Annotated in this window: 24 protein-coding genes (1 of these 24 cut by a window edge); 13 read left to right on the forward strand and 11 right to left on the reverse strand. The window is 70.6% G+C overall.

Going from position 1 to position 25,183, the window contains the following annotated elements; all coding sequences use genetic code 11:
* Positions 1-1,769: the 3' portion of a phospholipase D family protein gene (locus A9977_RS24695; protein WP_183027481.1), read on the forward strand. It extends 4 nt beyond the left edge of the window; only the last 1,769 of its 1,773 coding nucleotides appear in the window; its start codon lies beyond the left edge, outside the window; its stop codon occupies positions 1,767-1,769.
* Here A9977_RS24695 and A9977_RS24700 read toward each other — a convergent pair whose 3' ends face one another.
* Positions 1,770-3,164 carry a PLP-dependent aminotransferase family protein gene (locus A9977_RS24700; RefSeq protein WP_183027482.1) on the reverse strand — a complete coding sequence of 465 codons (1,395 nt, stop codon included), beginning with the start codon at positions 3,162-3,164 and terminating at the stop codon, positions 1,770-1,772. It abuts the gene before it with no gap.
* Between the two features lie 97 nt (positions 3,165-3,261).
* On the opposite strand from A9977_RS24700, the gene A9977_RS24705 reads away from it, so the two are divergent.
* The 10 genes from A9977_RS24705 to A9977_RS24750 all read left to right on the forward strand — a co-directional run bounded on the left by A9977_RS24705 (position 3,262) and on the right by A9977_RS24750 (position 11,449).
* Positions 3,262-3,861, forward strand: coding sequence for a LysE family translocator (locus A9977_RS24705; RefSeq protein ID WP_183027483.1), 600 nt, complete (start codon positions 3,262-3,264; stop codon positions 3,859-3,861).
* The gene (locus A9977_RS24710; protein WP_259652128.1) at positions 3,858-4,793 is read left to right on the forward strand and encodes a DMT family transporter; all 936 of its coding nucleotides are present in this window, start codon (positions 3,858-3,860) and stop codon (positions 4,791-4,793) included. The genes A9977_RS24705 and A9977_RS24710 overlap by 4 nt, the downstream gene beginning before the upstream one ends.
* 37 nt (positions 4,794-4,830) lie before the next feature.
* A complete protein-coding gene (locus A9977_RS24715) occupies positions 4,831-6,045 on the forward strand; it encodes a PLP-dependent aminotransferase family protein (protein WP_183027484.1) in 1,215 nt (404 codons plus the stop codon).
* Between the two features lie 31 nt (positions 6,046-6,076).
* Positions 6,077-6,712 (forward strand): LysE family translocator, encoded by a 636-nt coding sequence (locus A9977_RS24720; protein WP_183027485.1) that lies wholly within the window; start codon positions 6,077-6,079, stop codon positions 6,710-6,712.
* A 48-nt stretch (positions 6,713-6,760) separates the two neighbouring features.
* On the forward strand, positions 6,761-7,402 hold the full coding sequence (locus A9977_RS24725; RefSeq protein WP_183027486.1) for a glutathione S-transferase family protein: 642 nt from the start codon (positions 6,761-6,763) through the stop codon (positions 7,400-7,402).
* 107 nt (positions 7,403-7,509) lie between these two features.
* A complete protein-coding gene (locus A9977_RS24730; protein ID WP_183027487.1) occupies positions 7,510-8,409 on the forward strand; it encodes a PhzF family phenazine biosynthesis protein in 900 nt (299 codons plus the stop codon).
* A gap of 7 nt (positions 8,410-8,416) precedes the next feature.
* Entirely contained in the window at positions 8,417-9,109 is a 693-nt protein-coding gene (locus A9977_RS24735) for a VOC family protein (RefSeq protein WP_183027488.1), read from the forward strand.
* A gap of 2 nt (positions 9,110-9,111) precedes the next feature.
* A complete protein-coding gene (locus tag A9977_RS24740) occupies positions 9,112-9,753 on the forward strand; it encodes a LysE family translocator (RefSeq protein WP_183027489.1) in 642 nt (213 codons plus the stop codon).
* Positions 9,750-10,721, forward strand: a complete 972-nt coding sequence (locus A9977_RS24745) for a threonine dehydratase (protein ID WP_183027490.1) — start codon at positions 9,750-9,752, stop codon at positions 10,719-10,721. The genes A9977_RS24740 and A9977_RS24745 overlap by 4 nt, the downstream gene beginning before the upstream one ends.
* A 50-nt stretch (positions 10,722-10,771) precedes the next feature.
* Positions 10,772-11,449 (forward strand): histidine phosphatase family protein, encoded by a 678-nt coding sequence (locus A9977_RS24750; protein WP_183027491.1) that lies wholly within the window; start codon positions 10,772-10,774, stop codon positions 11,447-11,449.
* Positions 11,450-11,582: 133 nt separating this feature from the next.
* On the opposite strand, the gene A9977_RS24755 is transcribed toward A9977_RS24750, so the two are convergent.
* The 6 genes from A9977_RS24755 to A9977_RS24780 form a co-directional block, all read right to left on the reverse strand.
* Positions 11,583-13,169, reverse strand: a complete 1,587-nt coding sequence (locus A9977_RS24755) for an esterase-like activity of phytase family protein (protein WP_183027492.1) — start codon at positions 13,167-13,169, stop codon at positions 11,583-11,585.
* Positions 13,170-13,182: 13 nt separating this feature from the next.
* Entirely contained in the window at positions 13,183-15,399 is a 2,217-nt protein-coding gene (locus tag A9977_RS24760) for a metallophosphoesterase (protein ID WP_183027493.1), read from the reverse strand.
* A gap of 159 nt (positions 15,400-15,558) precedes the next feature.
* Positions 15,559-15,882, reverse strand: a complete 324-nt coding sequence (locus A9977_RS24765) for a hypothetical protein (protein ID WP_183027494.1) — start codon at positions 15,880-15,882, stop codon at positions 15,559-15,561.
* Positions 15,883-16,009: 127 nt separating this feature from the next.
* Positions 16,010-16,255 carry a GlsB/YeaQ/YmgE family stress response membrane protein gene (locus tag A9977_RS24770; RefSeq protein WP_183027495.1) on the reverse strand — a complete coding sequence of 82 codons (246 nt, stop codon included), beginning with the start codon at positions 16,253-16,255 and terminating at the stop codon, positions 16,010-16,012.
* Positions 16,256-16,325: 70 nt separating this feature from the next.
* The gene (locus tag A9977_RS24775; protein WP_183027496.1) at positions 16,326-18,002 is read right to left on the reverse strand and encodes an ATP-binding protein; all 1,677 of its coding nucleotides are present in this window, start codon (positions 18,000-18,002) and stop codon (positions 16,326-16,328) included.
* A 1-nt stretch (position 18,003) separates the two neighbouring features.
* Positions 18,004-19,506, reverse strand: a complete 1,503-nt coding sequence (locus A9977_RS24780; protein ID WP_310936188.1) for an ATPase domain-containing protein — start codon at positions 19,504-19,506, stop codon at positions 18,004-18,006.
* Positions 19,507-19,664: 158 nt separating this feature from the next.
* On the opposite strand from A9977_RS24780, the gene A9977_RS24785 reads away from it, so the two are divergent.
* Entirely contained in the window at positions 19,665-20,303 is a 639-nt protein-coding gene (locus A9977_RS24785) for a YbhB/YbcL family Raf kinase inhibitor-like protein (RefSeq protein ID WP_183027498.1), read from the forward strand.
* Positions 20,304-20,307: 4 nt separating this feature from the next.
* Here the strand turns inward: A9977_RS24785 and A9977_RS24790 are convergent, their stop codons facing one another.
* Genes A9977_RS24790 through A9977_RS24800 form a run of 3 tightly spaced genes read right to left on the reverse strand, consistent with a single transcriptional unit; the run spans position 20,308 to position 22,605 of the window.
* Positions 20,308-21,138, reverse strand: a complete 831-nt coding sequence (locus A9977_RS24790; RefSeq protein ID WP_183027499.1) for a creatininase family protein — start codon at positions 21,136-21,138, stop codon at positions 20,308-20,310.
* A gap of 10 nt (positions 21,139-21,148) precedes the next feature.
* Positions 21,149-21,676 (reverse strand): SET domain-containing protein, encoded by a 528-nt coding sequence (locus tag A9977_RS24795; protein ID WP_183027500.1) that lies wholly within the window; start codon positions 21,674-21,676, stop codon positions 21,149-21,151.
* Entirely contained in the window at positions 21,673-22,605 is a 933-nt protein-coding gene (locus tag A9977_RS24800; protein ID WP_183027501.1) for a LysR family transcriptional regulator, read from the reverse strand. Before A9977_RS24800 ends, A9977_RS24795 begins: the two co-directional genes overlap by 4 nt.
* Before the next feature lie 85 nt (positions 22,606-22,690).
* Between A9977_RS24800 and A9977_RS24805 the strand changes: the two genes are divergently transcribed.
* Entirely contained in the window at positions 22,691-23,701 is a 1,011-nt protein-coding gene (locus A9977_RS24805) for a zinc-binding alcohol dehydrogenase family protein (RefSeq protein ID WP_183027502.1), read from the forward strand.
* Here the strand turns inward: A9977_RS24805 and A9977_RS24810 are convergent.
* Positions 23,698-25,035, reverse strand: a complete 1,338-nt coding sequence (locus A9977_RS24810) for a sorbosone dehydrogenase family protein (protein ID WP_183027503.1) — start codon at positions 25,033-25,035, stop codon at positions 23,698-23,700. The genes A9977_RS24805 and A9977_RS24810 overlap by 4 nt on opposite strands.
* Between the last annotated feature and the right edge of the window lie 148 nt (positions 25,036-25,183).

The following is a 25,183-nucleotide window of genomic DNA, read 5'->3' on the forward strand; positions in this document are numbered from 1 at the left end:
CTTCGTCCCGCGCTTTTGCATCCCGCCTTCGCTCCGGATGCCTGGCCTTGCTGCTTCCCCTCCTGCTGGCCGCGGGCTGTGCCCAGCTGCCGCAGAACGTCGACCGGCCGGTGTCGACCGCGCTGGCCTCGCCCGGCGACACGCCGCTCGCGGTCCTGGTGCAGCAGCGGCGCGAGGCGGCCAAGGGCCGCTTCGAATCGGGCTTCCTGCTGCTCGACGGCCCGCAGGCCGCCTACGGCAGCCGGCTCGCGCTGATCGAGGCGGCGCAGAAGACGCTCGACCTCCAGTACTACGCGATCCATGCCGACGCCAGCACCGGCCGGCTGTTGCGCGGCGTGGTCGCGGCCGCGCGGCGCGGCGTGCGGGTGCGGGTGCTGCTCGACGATTTCCACAGCACCGGCCGCAATGCGCTGGTGATGCGGCTGGCCTTCGAACCCGGCATCGAGATGCGCATGTTCAATCCGCTGGCCGGCGCGCGCGGCTCCACCATCGGCCGAATGGTCAACGCGATCAGCGACTTCGACCGGGTGCAGCAGCGCATGCACAACAAGCTCTTCCTGGCCGACAACGTGATGGGCGTGACGGGCGGGCGCAACCTTGGCGACGCCTACTTCGGCATCGCCGAGACCAGCAACTTCGTCGACCTCGACGTGCTGGCCGCCGGCCCGATCGTGCAGGACCTCTCGCACAGCTTCGACACCTATTGGAACGACGAGCGCGCCTACCCGGTGCAGTCGCTGGTCGACCGCGAGGAACTGCTGAAGATCCGCGACGACGTGCGGGCCGCCGACGCCAAACAGCGCGATCGCGACCAGGCGCAGGACCCGAGCGGTGCGCCCCAGCCGCCCGACGGCGAGCCACGCCCCGCCGATGCCGGCCCGACCGATGCGCAGCGCGCCGCGGCCTGGGACGAGAAGCCGCTGGACCTGCGCAGCGCCGCCTTCGTCTGGGCCCCCGCGGTGGTGATGGCCGACAAGCCGGCCAAGATCGCCGCCGAGGCGGACGGCCCGAACGACGCGCCCAGCGCCAAGGCGCCCGGCCTGGTGGTGACGCAGCCGCGCGATGCCGCCGGCGCCACCGGGCGCGCGGCCGCGCTCGAGACCGTCTCGGACCTCACCGCCGGCAGCGAGACCGTGGTCTCGGGCCTGCTGCAACTGATCGGCCAGGCCCGCAGCGACCTCACGATCATCTCGCCCTACTTCGTGCCGGGCGCGGACATGAAGCAGGCCTTCGCCGCGGCGCGCGCGCGCGGCGTGCGGGTGCGCGTGCTCACCAACTCGCTGGCCTCCAACGATGCGCCGGTGGCCCACGTGGGCTATGCGCGGCACCGCGAGGAACTGCTGGCGATGGGCGTCGAGCTCTACGAATTGCGCAGCGAGCAGGCCGGCCTGGGCAGCGCCTTCGGTTCCGGCTCCTCCGGCGCCAGCGCGACCGGCGAATCGCGTTCGATGCTGCACTCCAAGGTGCTGGTGATGGACGGCCGGCTGCTGGTGGTCGGTTCGATGAACCTCGACCTGCGCTCGCAGCTGCAGAACACCGAGATCGCGCTGCTGATCCGCAGCGACGCGCTGTCGCGCCAGGCGGTCGTCCAGATCGAGACCGCGATGCGCAAGGGCGCCTGGCGCGTCGAACAGGCCGAAGGCGGCCTGGTCTGGCGCGCGCCCGAAGGCAGCAAGCTGCAGGACGCGCGCACCGAGCCCGACACCAGCGCCGGCCTGCGCCTGCTGCTCAAGCTCTTCGGCCCGCTGGCGCCCGACGCCTTGCTGTGATCAACCGCGCACGCGCGCGAACACCTTCCAGAAGGTCGCGTCCTGCGCGGTCGCGAAGTTGATGCGCATCAGCGTGCTCGGCGGCCGGCGCGCATGGAACAGCGAGCCCGGCGCGAGCAGGTAGCCCTCGTCGAGCATGCGCTGGGTCAGCGCATCGGTGTCGACGCCGGTGTCGACCCAGCCGAACAGGCCCGCGGGTTCCGAGACGAAGGTGCAGCCGTGCGTCAGCGCCAGCTTCACCGTGCGCGCCCGCGCGCCGTCGAGCCGCAGCCGCACGCGGTCGGCATGCCGGCGCAGCTGCCCCTGGTCGATGCACCAGGCCAGCGCGCGCTCGAACAGCGCGGGCGTGGTGAGCGTGGTCAGCAGCTTGGTCTCGAGCAGCCGGCCGAACAGCGCGGGCGGCGCGGCCAAAAAGCCGATGCGCCAGTTGGGCGCCAGGATCTTGGCGAAGCCGCTCACGTAGATGGTGCGCTGCAGCCCGTCGAGCGCGCACAGCCGCGTGGCGTGCTCGGGCGCGAGGTGGCTGTAGGTGTCGTCCTCGACGATGTGGAAATCGTGCTGGTTGGCCAGCTGCAGCACCCGGTGCGCGCTGCCGGGCGTGAGGCTGTAGCCGGTCGGGTTGTGCAGCACGCTCACGCTGACGAAGAGCTTGGGCTTGTGCGTCTCGCAGTACTGCGCCATCACCGCCAGGTCGGGCCCGTCGGCGCGGCGCGGCACCGGCAGGATGCGCATGCCCAGCGCCTCCAGCCGAGCGAACTCGATGGCCCAGCCCGGCTCCTCGACCATCACCGGATCGCCGGCGCGCAGCAGCGCCCGGCTCACGATGTCCAGCGCATGGGTGGCGCCGACGGTGGTCACGATCTGCTCCGGCCCGGCCGGGATGTTGATGCCCATGAGCTTCTGCGACAGGCTGTGCCGCAAGGCGCCGTCGCCGGCCGGTTCGCCGTACTGCAGCGAGATCTCCTGCAGCGCGCGCGTGCCGGTGAGGCGCCGCAGCGAGGTCGGCATGAAGCTCGAATCCATCCAGTCGGGCGGGAACACGCCCATGCCGGGCTGCGGCTTGTCGCTGTGGCTGTGGAACATGCCGCGGATCAGCGAACTGGCATCGGCCGGTACCGCCGGCGCCTGCGTGCCGGCGCGTGCCGGGCGCGGCGCCGGCGCCGGCGCCGCGTCGCGCACGAAGAAGCCGCGCTGGCGCCGCGCCTCGACCAGCCCCTGCGCCAGCAGCTGGTCGTAGGCCGCCACCACGGTGTGCGGGCTCACGCCCTGCTGGCGCGCGCACTCGCGCACCGAGGGCAGCCGCGTGCCGGGCGGCAGCAGCCGGGTGCGGATGCGTTCGGCGAAGCGGTCGGCCAGTTGGCCGGTCAGCGATTGGGTTGCGGTTCGTGTCAGCATGGCGGGTTCTGTGTCGAGCAGCTGACCGATACAGCCTACATTTTTGTCCACCCAACTGTATCGGTACTGTAATGGTCATCAGTCTAGAGTGTGTGTCATGAACTGGCAAGAATTCACTGCGCTGCTGGTGTTGGCCACGGCGATGAGTTTCTCGCCCGGGCCCAACACCACGCTCTCCACCGCCCTCGCCGCCAACGGCGGCCTGCCGCGCGCCATGCGCTTCGTGCTGGCCGTGCCGGTGGGCTGGAGCCTGCTGCTTGCGCTGTGCGCCGCGGGCATCGGCGCGCTGGTGGTGGCGGCGCCGGCGCTGCGCTTCGTGATCAAGGCCCTGGGCATCGGCTACCTGCTGTGGCTGGCCTTCAAACTCAGCGGCAGCGCCACGCTGGGCAAGGCCGGCGATGCGCAGCTGCAGGTCGGCTTCGGCCAGGGCGTGATGCTGCAGTTCCTCAACATCAAGGCCTGGCTGCTGGCACTCACCTTGGTGGCCGGCTGGATCGCGGGCCAGCCCGATGCGGCGCGGCGCTTCGCGATCGTGGCGCCTGTGATGCTGGTGTTCGCCTTCGCGAGCAACTTCACCTATGCGCTGGTCGGCGCGCTGCTGCGCGACTGGCTGGCCCGGGGCGCCCGGCTGCTGTGGTTCAACCGTGCGATGGCCGCCGTGCTGGTGCTCACCGCCGCCTGGATGCTCAAGATATGAGCAGTACGCTGGCACAGGAAAAGACGGCCTTCGGCATGCGCCGCGAGACGCTGGGCATGTGGCTGGGCGTGCTCGGCGTGCTGATCTTCGCCATCACGCTGCCGATGACGCGGCTGGCCACCGGCACGCAGGCCGCGCCGCAGCTCTCGCCCTGGTTCGTGACCTTCGGCCGCGCCGCGCTGGCGGGCGGGCTGTCGATCGTGGTGCTGGTCGCCACGCGCGCACCGCGGCCGCAGCGCCACCAATGGAAGCCGCTGTGCATGGCGCTGCTGGGCAACGCGATCGGCTATCCGCTGCTGCTGGGCTATGCGCTGCGCGTGGTCACGGCCAGCCATGCGGCGGTGGTGACGGCGCTGCTGCCGCTGGTGACCGCGGCCGTGGCGGCCTGGGTGCTGCACCAGCGCGCGCGGCTGGGCTTCTGGGTCTGCGCGGTGGTGGGCAGCCTGCTGGTGGTCGCCTTCTCGCTGCTGCGCGCCTACCAGCAGGGCCACGGCTTCGGCTTCGAATGGGCCGACCTGCTGCTGGTCGGCGCGGTCTTCGCGGCCTCCTTCGGCTACATCTACGGCGCGCAGGTCACGCCGTCCCTCGGGGCCGAGCGGGTGATCTGCTGGGTCTGCGTGATGGCGCTGCCGCTCACCCTGCCGGGCGCGCTGCTGACCTGGCCGCAGCAGCCGGTGGCCGTGTCGGCCTGGGCCGGCCTGGTCTACGTCGGCGTGTTCTCGATGTGGATGGGCTTTTTCGCCTGGTACCGCGGCCTGGCCATGGGTGGCGCGTTGCGCGTGAGCCAGACACAATTGCTGCAGCCCTTCCTCTCGATCCTCGCCGCCGTGCCGCTGCTGGGCGAGCCGCTGGACGTGGTCACGCTCGGCTTCGCGCTGGCCGTGGTCGCGACCGTGCTGATCGGCAAGAAACTTTCACAGGGCGCGCGATGATGCCGCGCACCCACGCACACTCTCTCTAGGAAAAATCATGACGACATGGAAGATGGCCGCCCGCGCCGAGAAGATGAATCCCTCGGTGCTGCGCGAGATCCTCAAGGTGACCGACCAGCCCGGGATCATCAGCCTGGCCGGCGGCCTGCCTTCGCCCAAGACCTTCCCGATCACGGCCTTCGCCGCCGCCTGCGCCGAGGTGCTGGCCAACGACGGCCCGGCCTCGCTGCAGTACGCCGCGAGCGAAGGCTACGGCCCGCTGCGCCAGGCCGTGGCCGACATGCTGCCCTGGAACGTCGACCCGGCGCAGGTGCTGATCACCACCGGCTCGCAGCAGGGCCTGGACCTGATCGCCAAGGTGCTGATCGACCCGGGCAGCCGCGTGCTGGTCGAGACCCCGACCTACCTCGGCGCGCTGCAGGCCTTCTCGCCGATGGAACCCACGCCGGTGAGCGTGGCGAGCGACGCCGAAGGCGTGATCGTCGAGGACCTGGTCGCCAAGGCCAAGGATTCGCGCTTCATCTACCTGCTGCCCAACTTCCAGAACCCGACCGGCCGCACCATGACCGAGGCGCGCCGCGCCGCCGTCTCGGCTGCTGCCGCCGCGGCCAACCTGCCCATCGTCGAAGACAACCCCTACGGCGAACTCTGGTTCGACGAAGCGCCGCCGCTGCCGCTGACCGCGCGCAACCCCGAGGGCTGCATCTACCTGGGCTCGTTCTCCAAGGTGCTGGCGCCGGGCCTGCGCCTGGGCTTCCTGGTCGCGCCCAAGGCCATCTACCCGAAGCTGCTGCAGGCCAAGCAGGCGGTGGACCTGCACACGCCGATCTTCACCCAGCGCATGGTGATGGAGGTCATGAAGGACGGCTTCCTCGACCGCCACGTGCCGACCATCCGCGCGCTCTACAAGCGCCAGCGCGATGCGATGGCCGCGGCGCTCACGCGCGAGATGAAGGGCCTGGACGTGAGCTTCAACGCGCCCATCGGCGGCATGTTCATGTGGGCCCGCCTGCCCGAGGGCATCGACACCGTGGCGCTGCTGCCCAAGGCGGTGGCGCGCGGCGTGGCCTTCGTGCCCGGCGCGCCCTTCTATGCCGACGGCAAGGGCGATCCGCGCACGCTGCGCCTGTCCTTCGTGACCGCCAGCGTCGAGGAGATCGACACCGCCATCGCTGCGCTGGCCGCGACGCTGCGCGAACAGCTGGCCCACAACGCCGCCGCCCAGGTGCAGCGCGAGCTGGCCGCGACCTGAGCCGCACGACCCGGGGCGCGCCGCGAGCACCATGATCGACCTCGCCACCCTGGGGCTGTTCCTGCTCGCCGTGCTGGCGCTGTTCCTGTCGCCCGGGCCGAACATGGCTTTCGTGCTGGCCCATGGCGTGGCACAGGGGCCGCGCGGCGGATTCGCGGCGGCGATCGGCATCTCGGCGGCGGACTTGGTGCACACGCTGTGCGCCGCCACCGGCATCACCGCGCTGGTCGCGGCCTGGGCACCGGCCTTCGACCTGCTGCGCTATGCGGGTGCGCTGTACCTGCTCTGGCTCGCGGTGAAGGCCTGGCGCGACGGCGGGGCGGCTGCGCTCGGCACGGCTGCGCCCGCCCCCTTCGCGCGGATCGTGCGGCAGGCCTGGCTCAACAACCTGGTGAATCCCAAGGCGCTGCTGTTCTTCATGCTGTTTTTGCCGCAGTTCGTCGACCCGGCGCGCGGCCACGTCACGCTGCAGCTGGTGCTGCTGGGCGGCGTGCTCTCGCTGGCGGCGCTGGCCTTCAACACGCTGCTCGGCGCCTTCAGTGGCCAGGTGGGTCGCTGGCTGCAGCGCCGGCCAGGCGCCGCACGCCTGCAGCACCGGCTGCTGGCGGTGGCCATGCTCGGCCTGGCGCTGCGCCTGCTGATGCTGGACCGCCCGGTGCCGCGCTGAGACGATACGCACCCTCTCACAACAACCACAAGAGAAAGAAAGAAAGAAATGCTCAACATCTGGGGCCGGATCAGTTCCATCAACGTGCGCAAGGTGGTCTGGTGCGCGCAGGAGCTCGGGCTCGATTTCCAGCGCACCGAGGCCGGTGGCAAGTTCGGCGTGGTGCACACGCCCGACTACCTGGCGCTCAATCCCAACGGCATGGTGCCCTCCATCGACGACGGCGAGGGCGAGGCACGCGTGGTGCTGTGGGAATCCAACGTGATCGTGCGCTACCTCTGCGCCCGCCACGCGCCCGGCACGCTCTACCCCGACGACCTGCCCGCGCGCTTCGACGCCGAACGCTGGATGGACTGGCAGCAGACCGCGCTCAACCCGGCCAGCGGCGGCGCCTTCAAGCAATGGATCCGCACGCCGGCCGCCGAACGCGACGCCGCCGTCATCGAGCGTTCGGTGCGCGCCACCGAGCCCCTGTTCGCGCTGCTCGACGCACACCTCGCGACGCATGCCTTCATGGGCGGCGACGCCTTCGGCATGGCCGACATCCCGCTGGGCTGCGAAGCGCACCGCTGGTTCGGCCTGCCGCCCACCGAGTACACGCGCCCGGCCTGGCCGAACGTGGAGCGCTGGTTCGCCGAATTGAAGAGCCGCTCGGCCGCGCGCGGCGTGCTCGACCTCGCCCTGGAATGAAATGACCCCCACGCTCCGTCACTTCGTGTACTCGCTGCCCCCCGAGGGGGCCGCAGCCCGCCTTGGGGCGGCCCGGCGGCGGGCTCTTGCCACCTGATTCAAGTCCTATGAAACATCGCTCCTTCCAGCAAGTCGACGTGTTCACGGCCGTGCCCTACCGCGGCAACCCGCTCGCGGTGGTGCTCGACGGCACCGACCTCGACGAGGCCCAGATGCAGCGCTTCGCGCAGTGGACCAACCTGTCGGAGACCACCTTCCTGCTGCCGCCGACCGACCCCGGCGCCGACTACCGCGTGCGCATCTTCACGCCCGGCAGCGAGCTGCCCTTCGCCGGCCATCCCACGCTGGGCAGCTGCCATGCCTGGCTGCGCGCGGGTGGCAAGCCGAAGTCGGCCAAGCAGGTCGTGCAGCAGAGCGCGGTCGGCCTGGTGCCGATCCGCCGCGAGGGCGAGCGACTGGCCTTCGCCGCGCCCCCGCTGCGACGCAGCGCGCCCAGCCCCAGCGTGCTGGCCCGCGTGGCCGGCGCGCTGGGCCTCAAGCCCTCGCAGATCCGCAGCGCGCAGATGCTCGACAACGGCCCGGTCTGGATGGGCCTGCTGCTGGAGAACGTCGACACCGTGCTCGCGCTCGAGCCCGACCACCGCGCGCTCAAGGAGCTGGGTCAGAAGGTCGGCGTGGTGGCGGTGCCCGACACGCCCGCGCTCATCGGCCGCTCGAACCGCGAGGCGCGGGCCTTCGCCGGACGCGCCGCGCCTTTGCCGGTGGCGCTGGAAGTGCGCGCCTTCGCGGCCCCGATCGGCGTCGAGGAAGACCCGGTCACCGGCAGCTTCAACGCCAGCGCCGCCCAGTGGCTGATCGCCGACGGCCACATGCCCGAGCAGTACATCGCCGGCCAGGGCCAGTGCCTGGGCCGCGACGGCCGGGTGCACATCGCGCGCGACGCCGAGGGCGTGGTCTGGGTCGGCGGCGACGTCGTGACCTGCATCGACGGCCAGGTCGAACTCTGAGCGCGCCATGGCCGCCCGCATCGACCACCTGGTGATCGCCGCCCGCACGCTCGACGAGGGCGTGCGCTGGTGCGAGGCCACGCTGGGCGTGGTGCCCGGGCCGGGCGGCGCGCATCCGCTGATGGGCACGCACAACCGGCTGGTCTCGGTGGCCACGCCGGCCTTCCCGCAGGCCTACCTCGAGATCATCGCGATCGATGCGACCAAGCAGCCCACGCGCGGCGCGGGCCTGCACCGCTGGTTCGACCTCGACGATGCGGCGCTGCAGGCCGGGCTCGCGCAGCACGGGCCGCAGCTGGTGCACTTCGTGGCGCGCGTGCCCGATGCGGCCGCCAGCCTGCACGCGCTCGCGGCCGGCCCGGTGCCGATCGACCGCGGCCCGCTGGTCGAGGCCTCGCGCGACACGCCGGCCGGCCGGCTCGACTGGAAGATCAGCGTGCGCGACGACGGCCAGCGCCTGTTCTACGGCACGCTGCCCACGGTGATCCAGTGGGGGCCGGTGCACCCGGCCGACACCATGCCCGACGCCGGCGTCACGCTGCTCGCGCTGGCCGCCACCCATCCGCGGCCCGAAGTGCTGCGCGCCGCGCACCTCGCGCTGGGCCTGGCCGCCTTCGACGTGCAGCCCGGCCCGCCCAACCTCATCGCCACGCTGCAGACGCCGCGCGGTCGCATCCAACTCGAATCCAAAGGCCTCTGAACATGCTGACCCTCCCCGAACTCGCCTGGTTTGCACTGGCCGCGCTGCTGCTGGTGCTCACGCCCGGGCCCAACATGATCTATTGCGTGTCGCGCGCGCTGTGCCAGGGACGTGCGGCCGGCATGGTCTCGCTGGCCGGCGTGCTGGTCGGCTTCCTGGTGCACCTGGTGGCCGCGGCGCTGGGGCTCACCGCCCTGCTGCACGCCGTACCCTTCGCCTTCGACGCGGTGCGGCTCGTGGGCGCGGCCTACCTGCTGTGGCTGGCCTGGCAGGCGGTCAAGCCGGGCGGCCACGCGCCCTTCGCCGCGCGCGCGCTGCCCATCGATCCGCCGGCCAAGCTGTTCCGCATGGGCTTTTTGACCAACGTGCTGAACCCCAAGGTCGCGATGTTCTACCTGTCCTTCTTCCCGCAGTTCATCCACCCCGAGCGCGGCTCGGTGCTGTGGCAGAGCGCGACGCTGGGCGCGGTGCAGATCGGCGTGAGCGGCGCGGTCAACCTGCTGCTGGTGTTGGGCGCCGCATCGATCACCGCCGTGCTCTCGCGCAGCGAGGGCTGGCTGCGCGCGCAGCGCTACGTGATGGGCAGCGTGCTCGCCGCGCTGGCGGTGCGCATCGCCTTCGACGGACGCAAGGCCACGCCATGAACTTCAGCCGCGAAGAGATCGAAGCCGCGCAACGCACCGTCTATGCCGCGATGCCGGCCACGCCGCAGTACGCGTGGCCGCTGCTCGGCGCGCGCCTGGGCTGCCGTGTCTGGGCCAAGCACGAGAACCACACGCCGCTGGGCGCCTTCAAGGTGCGCGGCGGCCTGACCTACATGGAGGCGCTGGCGCGCACCCAGCCCGCGGTGCGCCACGTGGTGAGCGCGACCCGCGGCAACCATGGCCAGTCGATCGGCTTCGCCGCAGCCCGCCACGGACTGGCCGCGACCATCGTGGTGCCGCACGGCAACTCGGTCGAGAAGAACGCCGCGATGCGCGCGCTGGGCGTGCAGCTGGTCGAGCACGGCGACGACTTCCAGGCCGCGAGCGAACACGCGGCCCGGCTCGCCGTCACCGAAGGCCTGCACCGCGTGCCCTCCTTCGCGCGCGACCTGGTGCGCGGCGTGGCCACCGGCTGGGTGGAATTCTTCGAGGCGCTGAAGCAGGCCGGCGACGTGCCCGCGGTGCTGTTCATCCCGATCGGCCTGGGCTCGGGCTTCGCCGGCGCCGCGGCCGCGCGCCGCCATTGCGGCGTGGCGACCAAACTCATCGGCGTGGTGTCGGCGCACGCGACCGCCTACCGCGACTCCTTCCGCGCGGTCCGGCCGCTCGAAGCGCCGGTCAGCACGCTGCTGGCCGACGGCATGGCCTGCCGCACGCCGGTGCCCGAATCGCTGGCAGTGCTGGCGGCCGAGGCCGAGGACGTGGTGGCGGTCAGCGACGACGAAGTGGCGCAGGCGATGCGCTGGCTGTTCACCGACACGCACAACGTGGCCGAAGGCGCGGGCGCGGCGGCGCTGGCCGCGGCGATGCAGCAGCGCGAACGCTGGCAAGGGAAGACCGTGGGCATCGCGGTGAGCGGTGGCAACGTCGACGCCGAGGTCTACGCGCGCGTGCTCGCGGGCGGCTGAGCGTCGCCGCCGGGACCGACAGCGCGCCACGGCCCGGCCAGAATGCGGCCATGGGCACCCTCTATCTCGTCCGACACGGACAGGCCAGCTTCGGCGAGGCCGACTACGACCAACTGAGCGCACTCGGCCGCCGCCAGGCCGTGCGGCTGGGCGAATACTGGCGCGAACGCGGCATGCAGTTCGATGCCGTGATCATCGGTACGCTCAAGCGCCATCGGCAGACCTGGGAAGGCATCGCCGAAGGGCTGGGGTTGGACGCGGGCACGGTGCCGCTCGAATGGCCAGGCCTCAACGAATACGACAGCCACGCGGTGATCGCGACCGTGCATCCCGAGCCGCTGCAGAAGCCCGACACGCCGGAGCTGTACCGCCACCACTTCAGGCTGCTGCGCGACGGCCTCGCGGGCTGGATGAACGGCCGCAGCGCGCCGGTCGGCATGCCCAGCTATGTGGACTTCCTGGCCGGCGTGACCACGGCGCTGGACCATGTGCGCGACCGCCACCACGGCGCGCGCGTGCTGGCGGTGTCCAGCGGCGGGCCGATCAGCACCGCCGTCGGCCATGTGCTGGGCACCTCGCCGGAGACGACCATCGAACTCAACCTGCGCATCCGCAACACCGCGCTGACCGAGTTCGTCTTCACGCCCAAGCGGCACATGCTCCTGACCTTCAACACGCTGCCGCATCTCGACGGCCCCGCGTATGAGGACTGGATCACGTCCGCCTAGAACATGCGAATGAACCTGCTGCGCACCCCGATCCCGCATCTGCGGTGCTCACCGCACGGGCGTGCGGCTCCGCTCCTCGATACAGGCTCGGGGCGCTCGCGACGGTTCCTTCACATGTTCTGAGCCCCGGCCTTCAGCCAATGGCCAGGGGCTTGGGCAGCCGCACCCGGATGAACTCGTTGGCGTCGGGCTCGGTCGTGATGCGCGACGGCGAGCCGCCGGGGTAGTTGTTGTCGTTGCAGAACAGCAGCGTCTGCGCATCGACGATGGTCACGACTTCCACGCATTCCATCGGGAAGGTGAACACGCCGTCGATGGTGTCGGCGCCGCCGATGCCCTTCGGGTCCTTGAGCGCCATCAGGTCGACGATCTCTTCCTTGACCAGGAAGCCGTCGGTGTCGACCACCGCGATATCGACCTTGTAGACGCGCTTGAAGCGCGCCGCGTTGCGCCAGGTGCCCGAGGCGGCGAACTTGCCGGTGCGCACGTCGCCCGCGCCGCCGTCCTTCTCCATCACCAGGAACTCGTGGTCGTTGATCGCGACCATGTCGTTGACGCTGCAGGTCTCGGTCTCGAGGTTGCCGTCGCCGTTGATCTTCTGGATCGTGCTCACGCGGTACGAGAAAACCTGCGGATCGAAGTTCTGCGTGCGCAGGTCGAACACGTTGATCACGCGGCGCTGCGGGTTGTCGCCGTAGACCTCCTTCTCGAACATCGCATAGAGCTTGGTGCGGCTCTTGTTGATCGCCATGCTCTCCAGGCCGCCCGAGCCGCCCAGGTTGGCCACGCCGGTGTTGGACTGGATGTACGGGTTGTTCGAGGTCTGCACCAGCGGGTTGCTGCCCAGCTTGCGCAGGTTGGGGATCTGCACCTCGCGCGACAGCACGCGGCCCTGCTTGTCGAACTTGACCAGGAAGGGACCGAACTCGTCGCCGATCCAGAAGTTGCCATCGGCGTCGAACTGCAGCGACTCGGGGTCGAGGTCGTAGCCGGTCAAGAGGCGGCTGGCCGTGATGCGCGGGTCCACCGGCAGCGTCTGGTTCGCGGGCGACACCGACAGGCCGGGGTAGGTCGCGAGGTCGGCCACGATCGGGTAGCCGAGCCGGCGCTGCGGATCGCTCATGCGCACGAAGCTGTCCGGCGTGAACGAGGCCAGCGCGGCGCCGGTCTGGAAGTGGGCCGGCAGCACCTTGCCCTGGGTCCAGTCGAAGCGCACCGCGTAGATGTGCAGCAGCGCATCGGGCGACGCGGCCTTGCCGCCGAAGCCGTTGTCCTGCATCACGTAGAACACGCCGGGCACCGGGCCGGGCACCAGGGCCGAGAAGCCCTGCATCGGCTGCTTGTCGGCGAAGGGCAGCGTGAAGCCGTAGACGTTCTTCGCGCGGTCCAGGTCGCCGCCCGAGATGTACTGGCCCGAGGTCGGGCCGGCGACGAAGCTGTTGGCCGGAAGAATGGCGCGGCCGGTCAGCGTGGGCGCGGTGACTTCGGGTTCGGGCGCCGGGGCCGGCGGCGGTGGGGCCGGTGCGGGCGCGGGCGGCGCCGGGGGCGCGGGCGCAGCGGCATCGCTGCCGCCACCACCGCAGGCGGCGAGCAGGGCGCCGCTCGCGCCCACCAGCGAGAAGGTGGTCATGCCGCTGAGCAGGCTGCGGCGACGCAGGCCGCCCTTTTCTTCGGAAGAAGTCACGGCGCTGGCGTCGTTGTTGTGGAGATCGTTGTTCATCATCAAGGCGTTCTCAGAACGGCATCGGGGCCGTGGTCATGTCGGTCAGCGTGTTGTTCTTCAAATCGATCACGAAGTGCTGGGTCGGCGCGCCGCGGGCCAGCTTGAGCAGGATCGCCATCAGCGGCTTGAAGCGCGCCTGGAACAGGGCACCGACCTCGTTGTCGTTGCGCACCTGGTCGCCGTTGAACTTGAGCGTGGCGTTGGTGCCTTCCAGCGCTTCGGCGATCACCTTGTATTGCTTGGCGCGCTCGACCGGGATGTCGGTGAACGCCAGGTCGCCGGCATTGGCCAGGCGCACGAAGTCGCCGGCCAGGTCCAGGGCCTTCCACTGGTTGAAGTCTTCCAGCCGCAGGCCGGCCGCGTTGGCCAGTGCACGCGCCTTGGTCTCGGCCGCGGCATAGTCCTTGGCGTACTGGGCGCTGGCCGAACCGTCGCCGCCTGCATCCGACAGGCAGGAGAAGAAGGCGTTGCTGAACAGGCCGTGGTTACCGGTGTTGCCCAGCTGCTTGAGCGTGACCTGGGTCTTGAGCTGCGACAGCACCAGCAGGTCGGCGCCGTACAGCGGGCTTTTCACCAGTTCGCGCATCTCGCAGCGCCAGTCGTCCTTGAGCAGGCGCAGGCGCACCAGTTCCGACATGTAGCGCGTGCTGAAGTCGCCGTAGGTCTTGGCGTCGAGGATGGACTTGTTCCACAGCTCGCCGCCGCCCGGGATCATGAAGGGGTAGTCGGTGAAGTAGCTGTGCTCGTCCTGGTAGTGCTCGAACAGTTCGTCGAAACGCGGCACCTTGTCCATGCGCACGGTCTGCACGTCGATGTGCTCGGAGTCCTTGAGCGTCAGGATCTTGTAGGCCGGCACATAGGCGGCCATCGAGGGCGCCTGGATGTTGACCAGGCCATGGCCGTCGTCGTACTTGCGGATCGCCGTGTCGTTGAAGTGCATGTGGCCGCCGACGTGCACCTGCAGGCCGGTGTCGGCCAGGGCCTTGGTCGTGTCCTCGACCGGGCGGCGCACCATCTGCATCTTGCCCGCGCCCAGCAGCGCGACGATGTCGTCGGAGGCGCCGTTGAAGAACTCGCTCATCGGGAAGTGGCTGAAGGCGATGACCTGCTTGCCCTGCGCCTTGCCGCGCGCGACCACGTCCTTGAGCCAGGCGATCACGTGCGGCTTGTGCGTGAGCATCTTGTTGTAGCCCGCGTCGCCCGAACCGTTGAAGTCGTTCGCGCCGGTGCCGGTCGGCACGTAGACGTTGGCGTCGATGCCCACCAGCCAGACGCCGTCGACCGGCTCGACCAGGTAGCTGGTGTCGGGCACGGTGTGGCACAGCGTGTAGCCGTCCTTCTTGTACGTGCCGCCCGCGCCCTGGGCGCAGATCTCGTATTCGCGCTTGCTCCACACGGCCTGGGCCTTGGCCTGGTCGAGCGTGTAGTTGGCGTACTTGTAGGTGCTGTACGGGGTCTCGAAGTACTTGTAGTTGGCCTTGGGCATGAAGCCGTGCTGGTCGAGCGCCTCGACGATGCCCTGGTAGCCCAGTTCCTTCACTTCCTCGGTGCAGTAGGTGTAGTTGGACGTGCGCGTCCAGTCACCGCTGTAGTTGTTGCAGTCTTTGGCACCGCGGCTGTAGATGGCCTGCGGGTAGCCGGCGCGGCCGCTGAGGTCCGGGCCCATGTAGTCGTCCTTGCCGCCCGGGCGCTCGAAAGGCCGGTTCGGGTCGTGGTTGCCGGGTGCGGCGAAGAACTGCAGGTCGTACTTGGCCGCGTACTCGTCGAGCACCTTCTTCAGGCCGCGCATGTGGACCGGCTGGCCGTCGTCCGAGAAGTCGCCGGGCAGCGCGATCAGCTTGACGCCGCGCGCCACCGCATCGTCGAGCGCGGCGATGAAGGCGAAGTAGTTCTCGTTGAATAGGCGGGTCGAGGTCATCTGCGCCTGCATCAGGCGGATGGTCGCGTTGCGGCCGGACTTCTTGTTCGGAATGCCCTTGAAGGAGCCGTCCTTGAAGGTCGCGTAGACGTCGTGGAAATGGATGTCGGGCATGAACGCGATCTGCACGCCGGTGCCGGGCACCGGTGGCTGCGGCGGCTTCACTTCCGGCGGGGTGGGCGTGGTGGTCGGCGGGGCCACGGCGACCGGTGTGTTGTTGCTGCCGCCGCAGGCGGCGAGCAGGGACAGCGCGGCGGCGGCGACGAGCAGGGACGCCGCGCGAGACGGATTCGGTGATGAGGAGGTCATGGAAAAAATGAAGACACCAAGGGAACCATCCGGCCGCCTTTGCAACAAAGGGCAACCGAAACAGGAGCGCGATGGTGTCGATCGCGCGTGACGTCCTCATGGCACTTTCATGACGCGCACGCATGAACGGCGCCGCGTCTCCCGCGGCAGCCCGTGCTTCTAGGCCTGCCAGACCCCGTAGCCCAGCGCGCGCAGCCGGATGCCGAGTTCGACCTCGAGCGCCTGCGCCTCGGCATAGCGCATCGGGTTGTAGCGTTCGTAGAGCGCGGGCAGCAGGTGCAGGCCGTGGTCCTGCACGAAGCGATTGGCCTGGATGCCCGCCTTGTGCTTGTCGAAGCGCAGGTCCGGGTCGAGCCCGGTCATGCCCACATAGACGAAGGGCCTGCCCAGCACATAACCCGGATTCGCGCGCCGGAAACGCGCGACGTTCCACACCCGGTCATCGAGCGCGACGACGTAGACGTGATAGTGCGGGCGCTTCATGGTTCACGGAGAGGGGCCACCCACCGTCCGCACGATTCCCTTTCCAGGGATACCGCGGAACCGGCTTCGCCGGGCCGCTGGTATCGCCCCCTTGAGGGGGAAGCGCCGAAGGCGCTTCGGGGGTGGGCTACCTTTTCTTGATCATGCCCCAGACGAACAACAGCACGATCGCCCCCACCACCGATGCGATGAAGCCTGCGCCCTGGCCCGCCGTGTACCAGCCCATGGCCTGGCCCAGGTAGGTCGCGGCCAGCGAGCCGGCGATGCCGATCAGCGTGGTGACGATGAAGCCGGCGGAGTCGTCACCCGGCTTGAGCGCGCGCGCCACGAGCCCTGCCACGAAGCCGATCAGAATGGTCCAGACGATGCTCATGGAAGTTGTCCTTGAAGTGAAAAACGAAAGGAGAAGACCGGCGTTCGCGCCTGTACGCGGCAACGCGGTCTCATGATAGCGGCGCGGCCACCGGCAGCGCCTTCGACACCGCGCTCGCGAGCGTCGCGATGTCGAAGGGCTTGATCAGCACCGACTGGGTGCCCAGCACCCGGCCGACCTGCGCCATGTCGGCGTAGCCGGTCACCAGGATGACCGGGATGTCGCCCACCATCTCGCGTGCCTTGGCGATGACCTCGGCGCCGTTGAGTCCCGGCATCGCATAGTCGACCACCAGCAGGTCGTGCGGGGCCGAGGCGAGGGCTGCCAGGCCGCTGCCGCCCTCGGCCGCCTCGCTCACCACGTAGCCCAGCATCGACAGGCTCTCGACCAGCACGCGCCGCACCTCGGCGTCGTCCTCGACCACCAGCACCTTCTGGCGCCGGGTCGCGCTCTGCTGCGGCAACAGCTTGTCCGCAACGGGCGACTCGGCGCCTTCGCGCGAGGCTGGAAAGCTCATCTCGACCACCGTGCCCTGGCCTTCCTCGCTGCGCAGCACGGCCTGGCCGCCCGACTGGCGCGCGAAGCCGTAGACCTGGCTCAGCCCGAGGCCGGTGCCGCTGCCGACCGGCTTGGTGGTGAAGAAGGGATCGAAGACCTTGGTCAGCAGCTGCGGCGCGATGCCCACACCGGTGTCGCGCACCGCCACCGTGACGTACGAGCCGGCGGGCAGTTCGCCGCCCGTGCCTTCGGCGAGCTGCGTGCTGATCGACAGCGTGCCGCCCGCGGGCATGGCATCGCGCGCGTTGACCGCCAGGTTGAGCACCGCCATCTCGAGCTGGTTGGCGTCGAGCATGGCCCAGGCCGGCTGTTCGCACACCGCCATCTCGACCTGGATGGCGGGCCCAACCGACACCACCACCAGTTCGCGCATGCCCTCGAGCAGCGCGTTGACGTCGGTGAGCCGCGGCAGCAGCGACTGGTTGCGCGCGAAGGACAGCAGCTGGCCGGTGAGCTTGGCGCCGCGCCCGACCGCGCCCTTGGCGCGCGCCGCGATGCCCAGCACCTTCTCGTCCTTGGCCACGCGCGCCACCAGGTCGAGGTTCATGTTGACCACGTGCAGCAGGTTGTTGAAGTCGTGCGCGATGCCGCCCGTGAGGCGGCCGATGGCCTCCATCTTCTGGACCTGGATCAGCGCCGCCTGCGCGCGTTCGCGCTCGGCGATCTCGGCCATCAGCCGGTCGTTGGCGCCGGCCAGCTCGCGCGTGCGGGCGGCGATGCGCGCCTCGAGTTCGGCATTGAGCCGCTCGACCTCGGCGCGCGTGTCTTCCAGCTGGCGCAGGTGCAGCCGGGTCGCGTACTGGCGCCGACGCGCCCGCACCGCCGCGTCGGCGGCGCGCGCCAGGGTCTCGGTGTGGACCGGCCGCTCGAGCACGAAGGCATTGCCCAGCGTCTGCAGCAGCGCCAGCGCCTGGCGCGAACGCCCGCCCGCGTCGCGCGAGGCCAGCACGATGAAGGGAAAGTCGGACCAGCTGGGCTGGCCCATGAGCCAGGCACGCAACGGCGCCTCGGGCAGTTGCACCAGCGACTCCTCGGTGAGGATGGCTGCGGCCGCGCCCACGTCGAGATCGGCCACCATGGCCTCGGCCGAGTCGCAGATCACTGCCACCAGGTTGATCTCCTGCAGCACCCGCTGCACCACCGCCGCATCGCGTCCGCGCGGCGCGTGGATCAGGACCCGTCGCTCCATGTCAGGACCTGGCGACCAGCGGCGCCGGTGGATCGCCCAGCAGCGGGATCGCTCCCCGGTAGGCGGGCACGCCGCCCAGCACGCCCTCGAAATCGGTCAGCGCCGGTCCGACCTCGACGCCGCCGCGGCCCAGTCGGAACTCGCGGATGCTGAGTTCGTGCTGGTTGGTCCGGCTCTTGACCACCGACACCGCCTTGAGCAGCTGGCCGCGGGCCTCGAAGAAGCGGAACAGCACGATCGCATCCGACAGGTAGCTCAGGTCGAGGTCGCTGCGCACGTCGCCGATGATGCCGTGCTGGCCCAGCACCAGCAGCGTGACGGTGCCCTGCTGGTTGAGGAAGCTCAGCAGCTCGTGCATCTGCAGCAGCAGGAACTTGGCGCCCGGCATCGCCTGCAGGTAGGCATTGAGGCTGTCGATGACCACGACGCCGGAGCCGCGCACCTGCACCGCCGTGCGCACCATGTTCGAGAACTGGCCGGGCGACATGTCGGCCGGGTCGAGCGGCTGCAGCTCGAGCTGGCCGCTCTCGATGAAGGGTTCCAGCGGCAGGCCCAGCGCGGCACAGCGGCGCAGCAGCGTGCCCTTGCCTTCGTCGAACAGGTAGTAAGAGGCCTTCTCGCCGCGACGCAGTGCGGCCACCACGGCCGACATCGCGGTGGTGGTCTTGCCCACGCCCGACGGGCCCATGAACAGCGTGTTGCTGCCGCGTGCCAGGCCGTTGCCCAGCAGCGCATCGAGCGCGGGCGTGCCGGTCGGCGCGTTGGACACCTCGAAGTCGGCCGAGTGCTCCGATGCGATCAGCCGCGGGTAGACCTGCAGGCCGCCGGTGTCGAGGTTCACGTCGTGCTCGCCGCCGCGGTAGCGCACGCCGCGCATCTTCACGATGCGCAGGTGGCGCCGCACCGGGCCGTAGTCGCCGGTGGCCTGGTCGAGCGCCAGCACGCCGTGCGCGATGCTGTGCAGCTGCAGGTCGCCGCCCTGCGAGCTCATGTCGTCGAGCAGCAGCACGGTGCATTCGCGCGAGGCGAAGAAATGCTTGAGCGCCAGGATCTGCCGGCGATAGCGCAGCGGGTCCTGCGCCAGCAGCCGCATCTCGGACAGGCTGTCGAAGATCAGCCGCGTGGGCGACAGCCGCTCGACCGCCGCCATCACGTCGCGCGTGGTCTCGCCCAGCTCGACCTCCGAGGGGTAGAGGATCGACTGCTCGGCCGAGGGGCTCAGGCCTTCCTCGTTGACCAGCTCGAACAGTTCGATGCCGTCGAGCGACCAGCCGTGCGAGTCGGCCACCGTGTGCAGCTCCGACGCGGTCTCCGACAGCGTCACGTAAAGCCCTTTCTCGCCGTTGCGCCGCCCCTCGAGCAGGAACTGCAGGCCCAGCGTGGTCTTGCCGGCACCGGGCGTGCCCTCCACCAGGTAGAGATGGCCGCGCGGCAGGCCGCCGCCGAGCACGTTGTCGAGGCCGGCGATGCCGGTGCCGGCGCGGTTCTGGGAGGCCGGGGCCACGGAGGCGGGGGAAGGGGAAGTGATGGGCACGTGAGCCTGTGGAAGAGAAGGGAAGGCGCAGCACGCGCGGGGTGCTTGCATTCTGCCGACAGCCGCTGCGCTTGGCTGTCCTGCGGCGTCCTACACGGATGTGGGCGCCGACGCGCTATACCGCACGAATGCTCGAAAAACTTCCCGATGTGATCGGCCATGCGCTGCACGGCGTGCGCGCCGGGCTGGACGCGATCGTCTTCAACACGCTGGGCCTGCGCGAGGGCATGGCGGCCATCACGCTGAGCAGCCTGGCCTTCGCCGACCATGCCCCGCTGCCCGCGCGCTACACCGCCGATGCGCCCGAGGGCGAAGGCCTGTCGCCACCGCTGCAATGGACCGGCGTGCCGGCGGGCGCGGCCTGCTGCGTGCTGCTGGTGGAGGACGCCGATTCGCCCACGCCGCAGCCGCTGGTGCATGCGATCGTGGTGGGGCTGCCGACCGGCGACGGCGCGCTGGCCGAGGCCGCGCTGCCGAGCGCGGGCCAGCCTGGCACCGGCCTGCACGTGGGCCGCAACTCCTACCTGCAGGCGGCCTGGCTGCCGCCCGACCCGCCGCCGGGCCACGGCCTGCACCGCTATGCCTTCCAGCTCTATGCGCTCGCCGCGCTGCCCGAGTTCTCGGAGACGCCGGGACGCGACGAGCTGATCGACGCGCTGCGCGCGCAGGCGATCGCGAGCGGCCTGCTGATCGGCACCTGCGAACGGCCCGACGGCTCGGTCCGCATCGAACAGGACGCACCGGCCGGGCCCGCCATCGCGGGCTGAGCCCTCAGGGCGCGGGCGTGCCGATCACCGAGAGCGGCAGCCGCGACACCTCGGCCAGCAGCTGCGCCAGCGCGCGCGCCGCCGCATCGACCACCGCCTGGCCGCGCGGCGCGGTGGCCGCGGCCGCGTTGCCCGCGGCGCCGTGCGCGTTGTAATCCTCCATCGCCCAGCCCAGCTTGGCGCTGCGGCCGTTGCCCAGGATCGGGTAGGCGTCGGCGCGCTGGCGCGAGGTCGAATCGAAATCCTGCGCCGCACCCATCACGACCTGGTCGGGCGCCAGCGCCAGCATCATCGCGGTCTCGATCTCGCCCGCGTGCACGCCGAAGCGGTGCTCCTCGGCGCTGAACTGCGCGCCGGCCTCGCCCAGCGGCAGGTTGAACCAGCTCACGCTGTAGACGATCAGGCCGTGCGCGGCGCGCAGCTCGCGCGCGGCGATGTCCATCGCCCCCGTGTGGCCGCCGTGCGCGTTGAACAGCACCAGCTTGCGCACGCCCGCGCGCGCCACGCCGGCGCCGATCTCGCGCCACAGGCGGATCAACGTCTCGGACGACAAGGTGAGCGTGCCCGGGAAGTTCGCATGCTCGGGACTCAGGCCGATGTGCTGCGTGGGCAGGAACAGCGCCGGCAGCGTGGCCGGCAGCAGCGGCAGCGCGGCGGCCACGATGCCGTCGGCCAGCACCGAGTCCACGCCCAGCGGCAGGTGCGGCCCGTGCTGCTCGGTCGCGCCCAGGGGCAGCACCGCGACCGTGGCGGCCGGGTCGAGCGCGGCGAAATCGCGCGTCGTGAGTTGGGCCCAGAAGCGGCGCGGCGCGGCGGAAGGAGCGGGAGCGGTCATGCGCGCGATCTTAGGCGGCGCGTGGTTCCAGCGAGAAGCCGAAGGAATCGAAGTTCTCTTCCTCCGCGTCGGTGGCCACCGGCGCCAGCATGGTGCCGCGGCAGTCGGCGGCGCCGCAATGGCAGCGGTAGTCGCTGGCGGGCGAGCCCTCCTCGGCCGTGAGGCTGTAGTCGATGAACAGCTCGTCGCCGGCCTCGACCGCTACCAGGGTCTGGAACTGCAGCACCAGCTCGCCGGTCTCGTCGTGCACCTCGACCGCCTCGCAGTTCGGGTCGCAGGAATGGTTGAGATGGCGGGTCGCGTTGCCGCCCTTGGCGCCGTCGATGGTCTCGTCGTTGGACAGCCGGAACAGGTAGGTCAGCTGGTCGTTCCAGGCCTTGGTCGCGATCTGCGCCGGCGTGTAGCGCCGGCCTTCGTAGAGGCCGAGCACCGACTGCGCCGGCAGGTCGCGGGTCGCGAAGGCGCCCAGGCCGTGGACGCCGCTGTCGGAGACCCGGATGAAGGGCGTGGAGGAGGTGAGGGTTTTGCGCGTTTTCATGGGGCGGTCGGGTGCCCCTGATTTTCGCGCACACGGAGCGCCGCGCAGCGGGCCGCGAGAAAGTCCACCAGCGCGCGCACCCTGGCCGGCACGAAACGCCCGCTGGGCATCAGTGCATGCAGCGGGTAGGGCTCGGTGTCCCAGTCGGGCAGCAGCCGCACCAGCGTGCCGGCGGCCGCGTCCTGCAGCACGTCGAGTTCGGACTTGAAGGTGATGCCGCGCCCGGCCAGCGCCCACTGGCGCGAGAGCGAGGCGTCGTCGACCACGCGGTCGCCGTCGACCCGCACCTGCGTCCACTGGCCCTGCCTGGCAAAGCGCCAGAGGCGATGGTGCCGGCCACCGCGGTGGAAGGTCAGGCAGTTGTGCTGCAGCAGGTCCTGCGGCACCCGCGGCGCGGGATGGCGGCGCAGGTACTCGGGCGAGGCCCATAGCAGCGGCCGGCTCATGGTGAGCAGGCGCGCCACCAGCCGCGAGTCGGCCAGCGGGCCGTAGCGCAGCGCCACGTCGACCTCGTCGCGCATCACGTCGAGCGGCCGGTCGCCCACCGACAGGTCCAGCTGCACGCCGGGATGGGCGTCGAGGAATTCGTCGAGCCAGGGCAGCAGCGTGCTGCGCGTGAGGTCGGAGGGCGCGGCCACGCGCAGCCGGCCGACCAGCGCGCCGCCCTCGGCCGTCACCAGCGATTCGCCTTCGGCCAGCAGGTCGAGCGCGCGGCTGGCGTAGTCGAGCAGGGTCTGGCCCTGGGGCGTGAGCCGCAGCGCGCGGGTGGAGCGCTCGAACAGGCGCGCGCCCAGCTGCGCCTCGAGCCGCTTGAGCGTGGCGCTGGCCGCCGCCGGCGTGATGCCCAGCGCGCGCGCCGCGCCGCTCAGGCTGCCGGCCTGGGCGGTCTGGACCAGCACCCGCAGGTCGGAGAGATTTTCAATCTTCATTTGAAACTCATAGTTTCTTGAGGCAGCTTATCAAATGAATCGATGGCTTCTAAAGTGAGGCCATCATCCTCAAAGGTCTCCCGTCATGAAAGCCATCGGCTACTACCAGTCCCTCCCGATCGACGATCCCGCCGCGCTGCAGGACATCGAACTGCCCGCGCCCGTGGCCGGTCCGCGCGACCTGCTGGTGCGGGTGAACGCGATCTCGGTCAACCCGGTCGACACCAAGGTGCGCAAGAACATGGCGCCGGAGGCCGGCCAGGCCCGGGTGCTCGGCTGGGACGCGGCCGGCACGGTCGAGGCCGTCGGCAGCGACGTGACCGGCTTCCGGGCCGGCGACCGCGTCTACTACGCGGGCACCATCACCCGCCCCGGCGCCAATTCCGAGCTGCACGTGGTCGACGAGCGCATCGCGGCCAAGTCGCCGCAGAGCCTCGACGACGCGCAGGCCGCCGCGCTGCCGCTGACCGCGATCACCGCCTGGGAGCTGCTGTTCGACCGGCTGGGCGTGCCGCAGGGCGGCGGCGCGGGCAAGACGCTGCTGGTGGTGGGCGGCGCGGGCGGCGTGGGCTCGATCCTGATCCAACTGGCCCGCCAGCTCACGCAACTGCGGGTGATCGCCACCGCCTCACGCGCCGAGACGCGCGCCTGGTGCCTCGGCCTGGGCGCGCACGCGGTGATCGACCACACGAAACCGCTGGCCGCCGAACTGCAGGCCGGCGGCTTCGGCGAGGTGGACATGGTGGCGGCCCTCACGCAGACCGCGCAGCACTACGCGCAGATCATCGAAAGCCTCAAGCCCCAGGGCAAGATCGGCGTGATCGACGACATGCCGGTGCTCGATGCGATGCCGCTCAAGACCAAGTCGCTGTCGCTGCACTGGGAAATGATGTTCGCCCGGGCGCGCTTCCAGACGCCCGACATGGCCGAGCAGGGCCAGATCCTGGCCGAACTCGCGACCCTGGTCGACGCTGGCCGCATCCGCACCACGGCCAACGCGAGCTTCGGGCCCATCAACGCGGCCAACCTGCGCCGCGCCCATGCGCTGATCGAGAGCGGCACGGCGCAGGGCAAGGTGGTGCTGCAGGGTTTCTAGCGCGACTTCGCCACGCGCCAGACCACGTTGCCCACGTCGTCGGCCACCAACAGCGCACCGCCCTTGTCGAGCGCCACGCCGACCGGACGGCCCTGCGCCTTGCCCTCGGCCGACAGGAAGCCGGTCAGGAAGTCCACCGGCTGTCCGGTGGGCTTGCCGCCGATGAAGGGCACGAAGACCACCTTGTAGCCCGCGGGCGGGTTGCGGTTCCAGGAGCCGTGCTCGCCGATGAACACGCCGGTGGCGAATTCGGCCGGCATGCCGCGCGCATGGGAGAAGGTCAGGCCCAGCGGCGCGACATGGGTGCCCAGTGCGTAGTCGGGCGCGATGGCCTTGGCCACGCGGTCGGGCTGCTGCGGCTGCACGCGGATGTCGACGTTGCCGCCGAAGTAGCTCCAGGGCCAGCCGTAGAAGGCGCCGTCCTTGACCGAGGTCAGGTAGTCGGGCACCAGGTCGCTGCCGATCTCGTCGCGCTCGTTGACCACGGTGAACAGCACGTTGGTGTCGGGCTCCCAGGCCAGGCCGTTGGGGTTGCGCAGGCCGCTGGCGAACAGCCGCTTCTCGCCGCTCTTCGTGTCCACCTCCCAGACCGCGGCCCGGCCCTCCTCGGCCGCCAGCCCGTTCTCGCCGATGTTGCTGTTGGAGCCGACGGTCACGTAGAGCTTGCTGCCGTCGGGGCTGGCGATCACGTTCTTGGTCCAGTGGTGGTTGATGCCGGCCGGCAGGTCGGTCACCTTGACCGGCGCGCCGGCCGCGGCGGTCTGGCCTTCGGTGTAGGGCACCTTGACCAGCGCGTTGGCGTTGGCGATGAACAGCTCGTTGCCGACCAGCGCCATGCCGTAGGGCGACTGCAGCCCCTGGATGAACACGCTGCGCGTCTCGGCCACGCCGTCGCCATCGGTGTCGCGCAGCAGCGTGATGCGGTTGGCGCTGGGCACCTCGGCGCCGGCGCGCTTCATGACCTTGCCCTGCACGAAGTCCTTGACCATGCCGATCGGGCCTTTCTTGGCCTCGGGCGCGCCCGGCTCCTTGGGCGGCTTGTTGCTCTCGGCCACCAGCACGTCGCCGTTGGGCAGCGTGTAGACCCAGCGCGGATGGTCGAGCTGGCGCGCCAGCGCGGTCACGGTGAAGCCGGCCGGCGCGGTCGGGCCGGCCGCGTCGGTCCAGCCCACCGCCTCGGCGATCTTGAGCGTGGGAATGAAGGTCTTGTTGGGCGCCGGCAGCTGCGGCGTCGGGCCGACGCCCGCCTCGAAGGGCAGGCGGGCGGTTTCGCCGCAGGCCGCCATCAGCGCCGCGGCGAGGGGGATCATGCAGAGGCGGGCGGTTCGGTTCATTCGAGGGCTCCTTGGTCGACACAGGGCCGCAACACGGGCCCGGAACGGGCGCGAGCATGCGTGCGCCCGCCATTCCCGCCTGTCGGCTGTGGGCGCTTTCTGGCGTGGGCCGGCCTGAAACCGGTGCCACCGCTACCATCGGCCCTTG

This window comes from Variovorax sp. UMC13 (assembly GCF_014170375.1).
GTDB lineage: Bacteria > Pseudomonadota > Gammaproteobacteria > Burkholderiales > Burkholderiaceae_C > Variovorax.

Excerpts from the sequence above, each read along its gene's own strand:
- A9977_RS24720 (WP_183027485.1), top strand. The coding sequence starts at position 6,077 with ATGATCGACCTCGCCACCCTGGGGCTGTTCCTGCTCGCCGTGCTGGCG.
- A9977_RS24710 (WP_259652128.1), top strand. The coding sequence starts at position 3,858 with ATGAGCAGTACGCTGGCACAGGAAAAGACGGCCTTCGGCATGCGCCGC.
- A9977_RS24740 (WP_183027489.1), top strand. The coding sequence starts at position 9,112 with ATGCTGACCCTCCCCGAACTCGCCTGGTTTGCACTGGCCGCGCTGCTG.
- A9977_RS24765 (WP_183027494.1), bottom strand. The coding sequence starts at position 15,882 with ATGAAGCGCCCGCACTATCACGTCTACGTCGTCGCGCTCGATGACCGG.
- A9977_RS24800 (WP_183027501.1), bottom strand. The coding sequence starts at position 22,605 with ATGAAGATTGAAAATCTCTCCGACCTGCGGGTGCTGGTCCAGACCGCC.
- A9977_RS24725 (WP_183027486.1), top strand. The coding sequence starts at position 6,761 with ATGCTCAACATCTGGGGCCGGATCAGTTCCATCAACGTGCGCAAGGTG.
- A9977_RS24730 (WP_183027487.1), top strand. The coding sequence starts at position 7,510 with ATGAAACATCGCTCCTTCCAGCAAGTCGACGTGTTCACGGCCGTGCCC.
- A9977_RS24700 (WP_183027482.1), bottom strand. The coding sequence starts at position 3,164 with ATGCTGACACGAACCGCAACCCAATCGCTGACCGGCCAACTGGCCGAC.
- A9977_RS24805 (WP_183027502.1), top strand. The coding sequence starts at position 22,691 with ATGAAAGCCATCGGCTACTACCAGTCCCTCCCGATCGACGATCCCGCC.
- A9977_RS24705 (WP_183027483.1), top strand. The coding sequence starts at position 3,262 with ATGAACTGGCAAGAATTCACTGCGCTGCTGGTGTTGGCCACGGCGATG.
- A9977_RS24785 (WP_183027498.1), top strand. The coding sequence starts at position 19,665 with ATGCTCGAAAAACTTCCCGATGTGATCGGCCATGCGCTGCACGGCGTG.
- A9977_RS24715 (WP_183027484.1), top strand. The coding sequence starts at position 4,831 with ATGACGACATGGAAGATGGCCGCCCGCGCCGAGAAGATGAATCCCTCG.
- A9977_RS24750 (WP_183027491.1), top strand. The coding sequence starts at position 10,772 with ATGGGCACCCTCTATCTCGTCCGACACGGACAGGCCAGCTTCGGCGAG.
- A9977_RS24775 (WP_183027496.1), bottom strand. The coding sequence starts at position 18,002 with ATGGAGCGACGGGTCCTGATCCACGCGCCGCGCGGACGCGATGCGGCG.
- A9977_RS24735 (WP_183027488.1), top strand. The coding sequence starts at position 8,417 with ATGGCCGCCCGCATCGACCACCTGGTGATCGCCGCCCGCACGCTCGAC.
- A9977_RS24755 (WP_183027492.1), bottom strand. The coding sequence starts at position 13,169 with ATGAACAACGATCTCCACAACAACGACGCCAGCGCCGTGACTTCTTCC.
- A9977_RS24810 (WP_183027503.1), bottom strand. The coding sequence starts at position 25,035 with ATGAACCGAACCGCCCGCCTCTGCATGATCCCCCTCGCCGCGGCGCTG.
- A9977_RS24745 (WP_183027490.1), top strand. The coding sequence starts at position 9,750 with ATGAACTTCAGCCGCGAAGAGATCGAAGCCGCGCAACGCACCGTCTAT.
- A9977_RS24790 (WP_183027499.1), bottom strand. The coding sequence starts at position 21,138 with ATGACCGCTCCCGCTCCTTCCGCCGCGCCGCGCCGCTTCTGGGCCCAA.
- A9977_RS24760 (WP_183027493.1), bottom strand. The coding sequence starts at position 15,399 with ATGACCTCCTCATCACCGAATCCGTCTCGCGCGGCGTCCCTGCTCGTC.
- A9977_RS24770 (WP_183027495.1), bottom strand. The coding sequence starts at position 16,255 with ATGAGCATCGTCTGGACCATTCTGATCGGCTTCGTGGCAGGGCTCGTG.
- A9977_RS24795 (WP_183027500.1), bottom strand. The coding sequence starts at position 21,676 with ATGAAAACGCGCAAAACCCTCACCTCCTCCACGCCCTTCATCCGGGTC.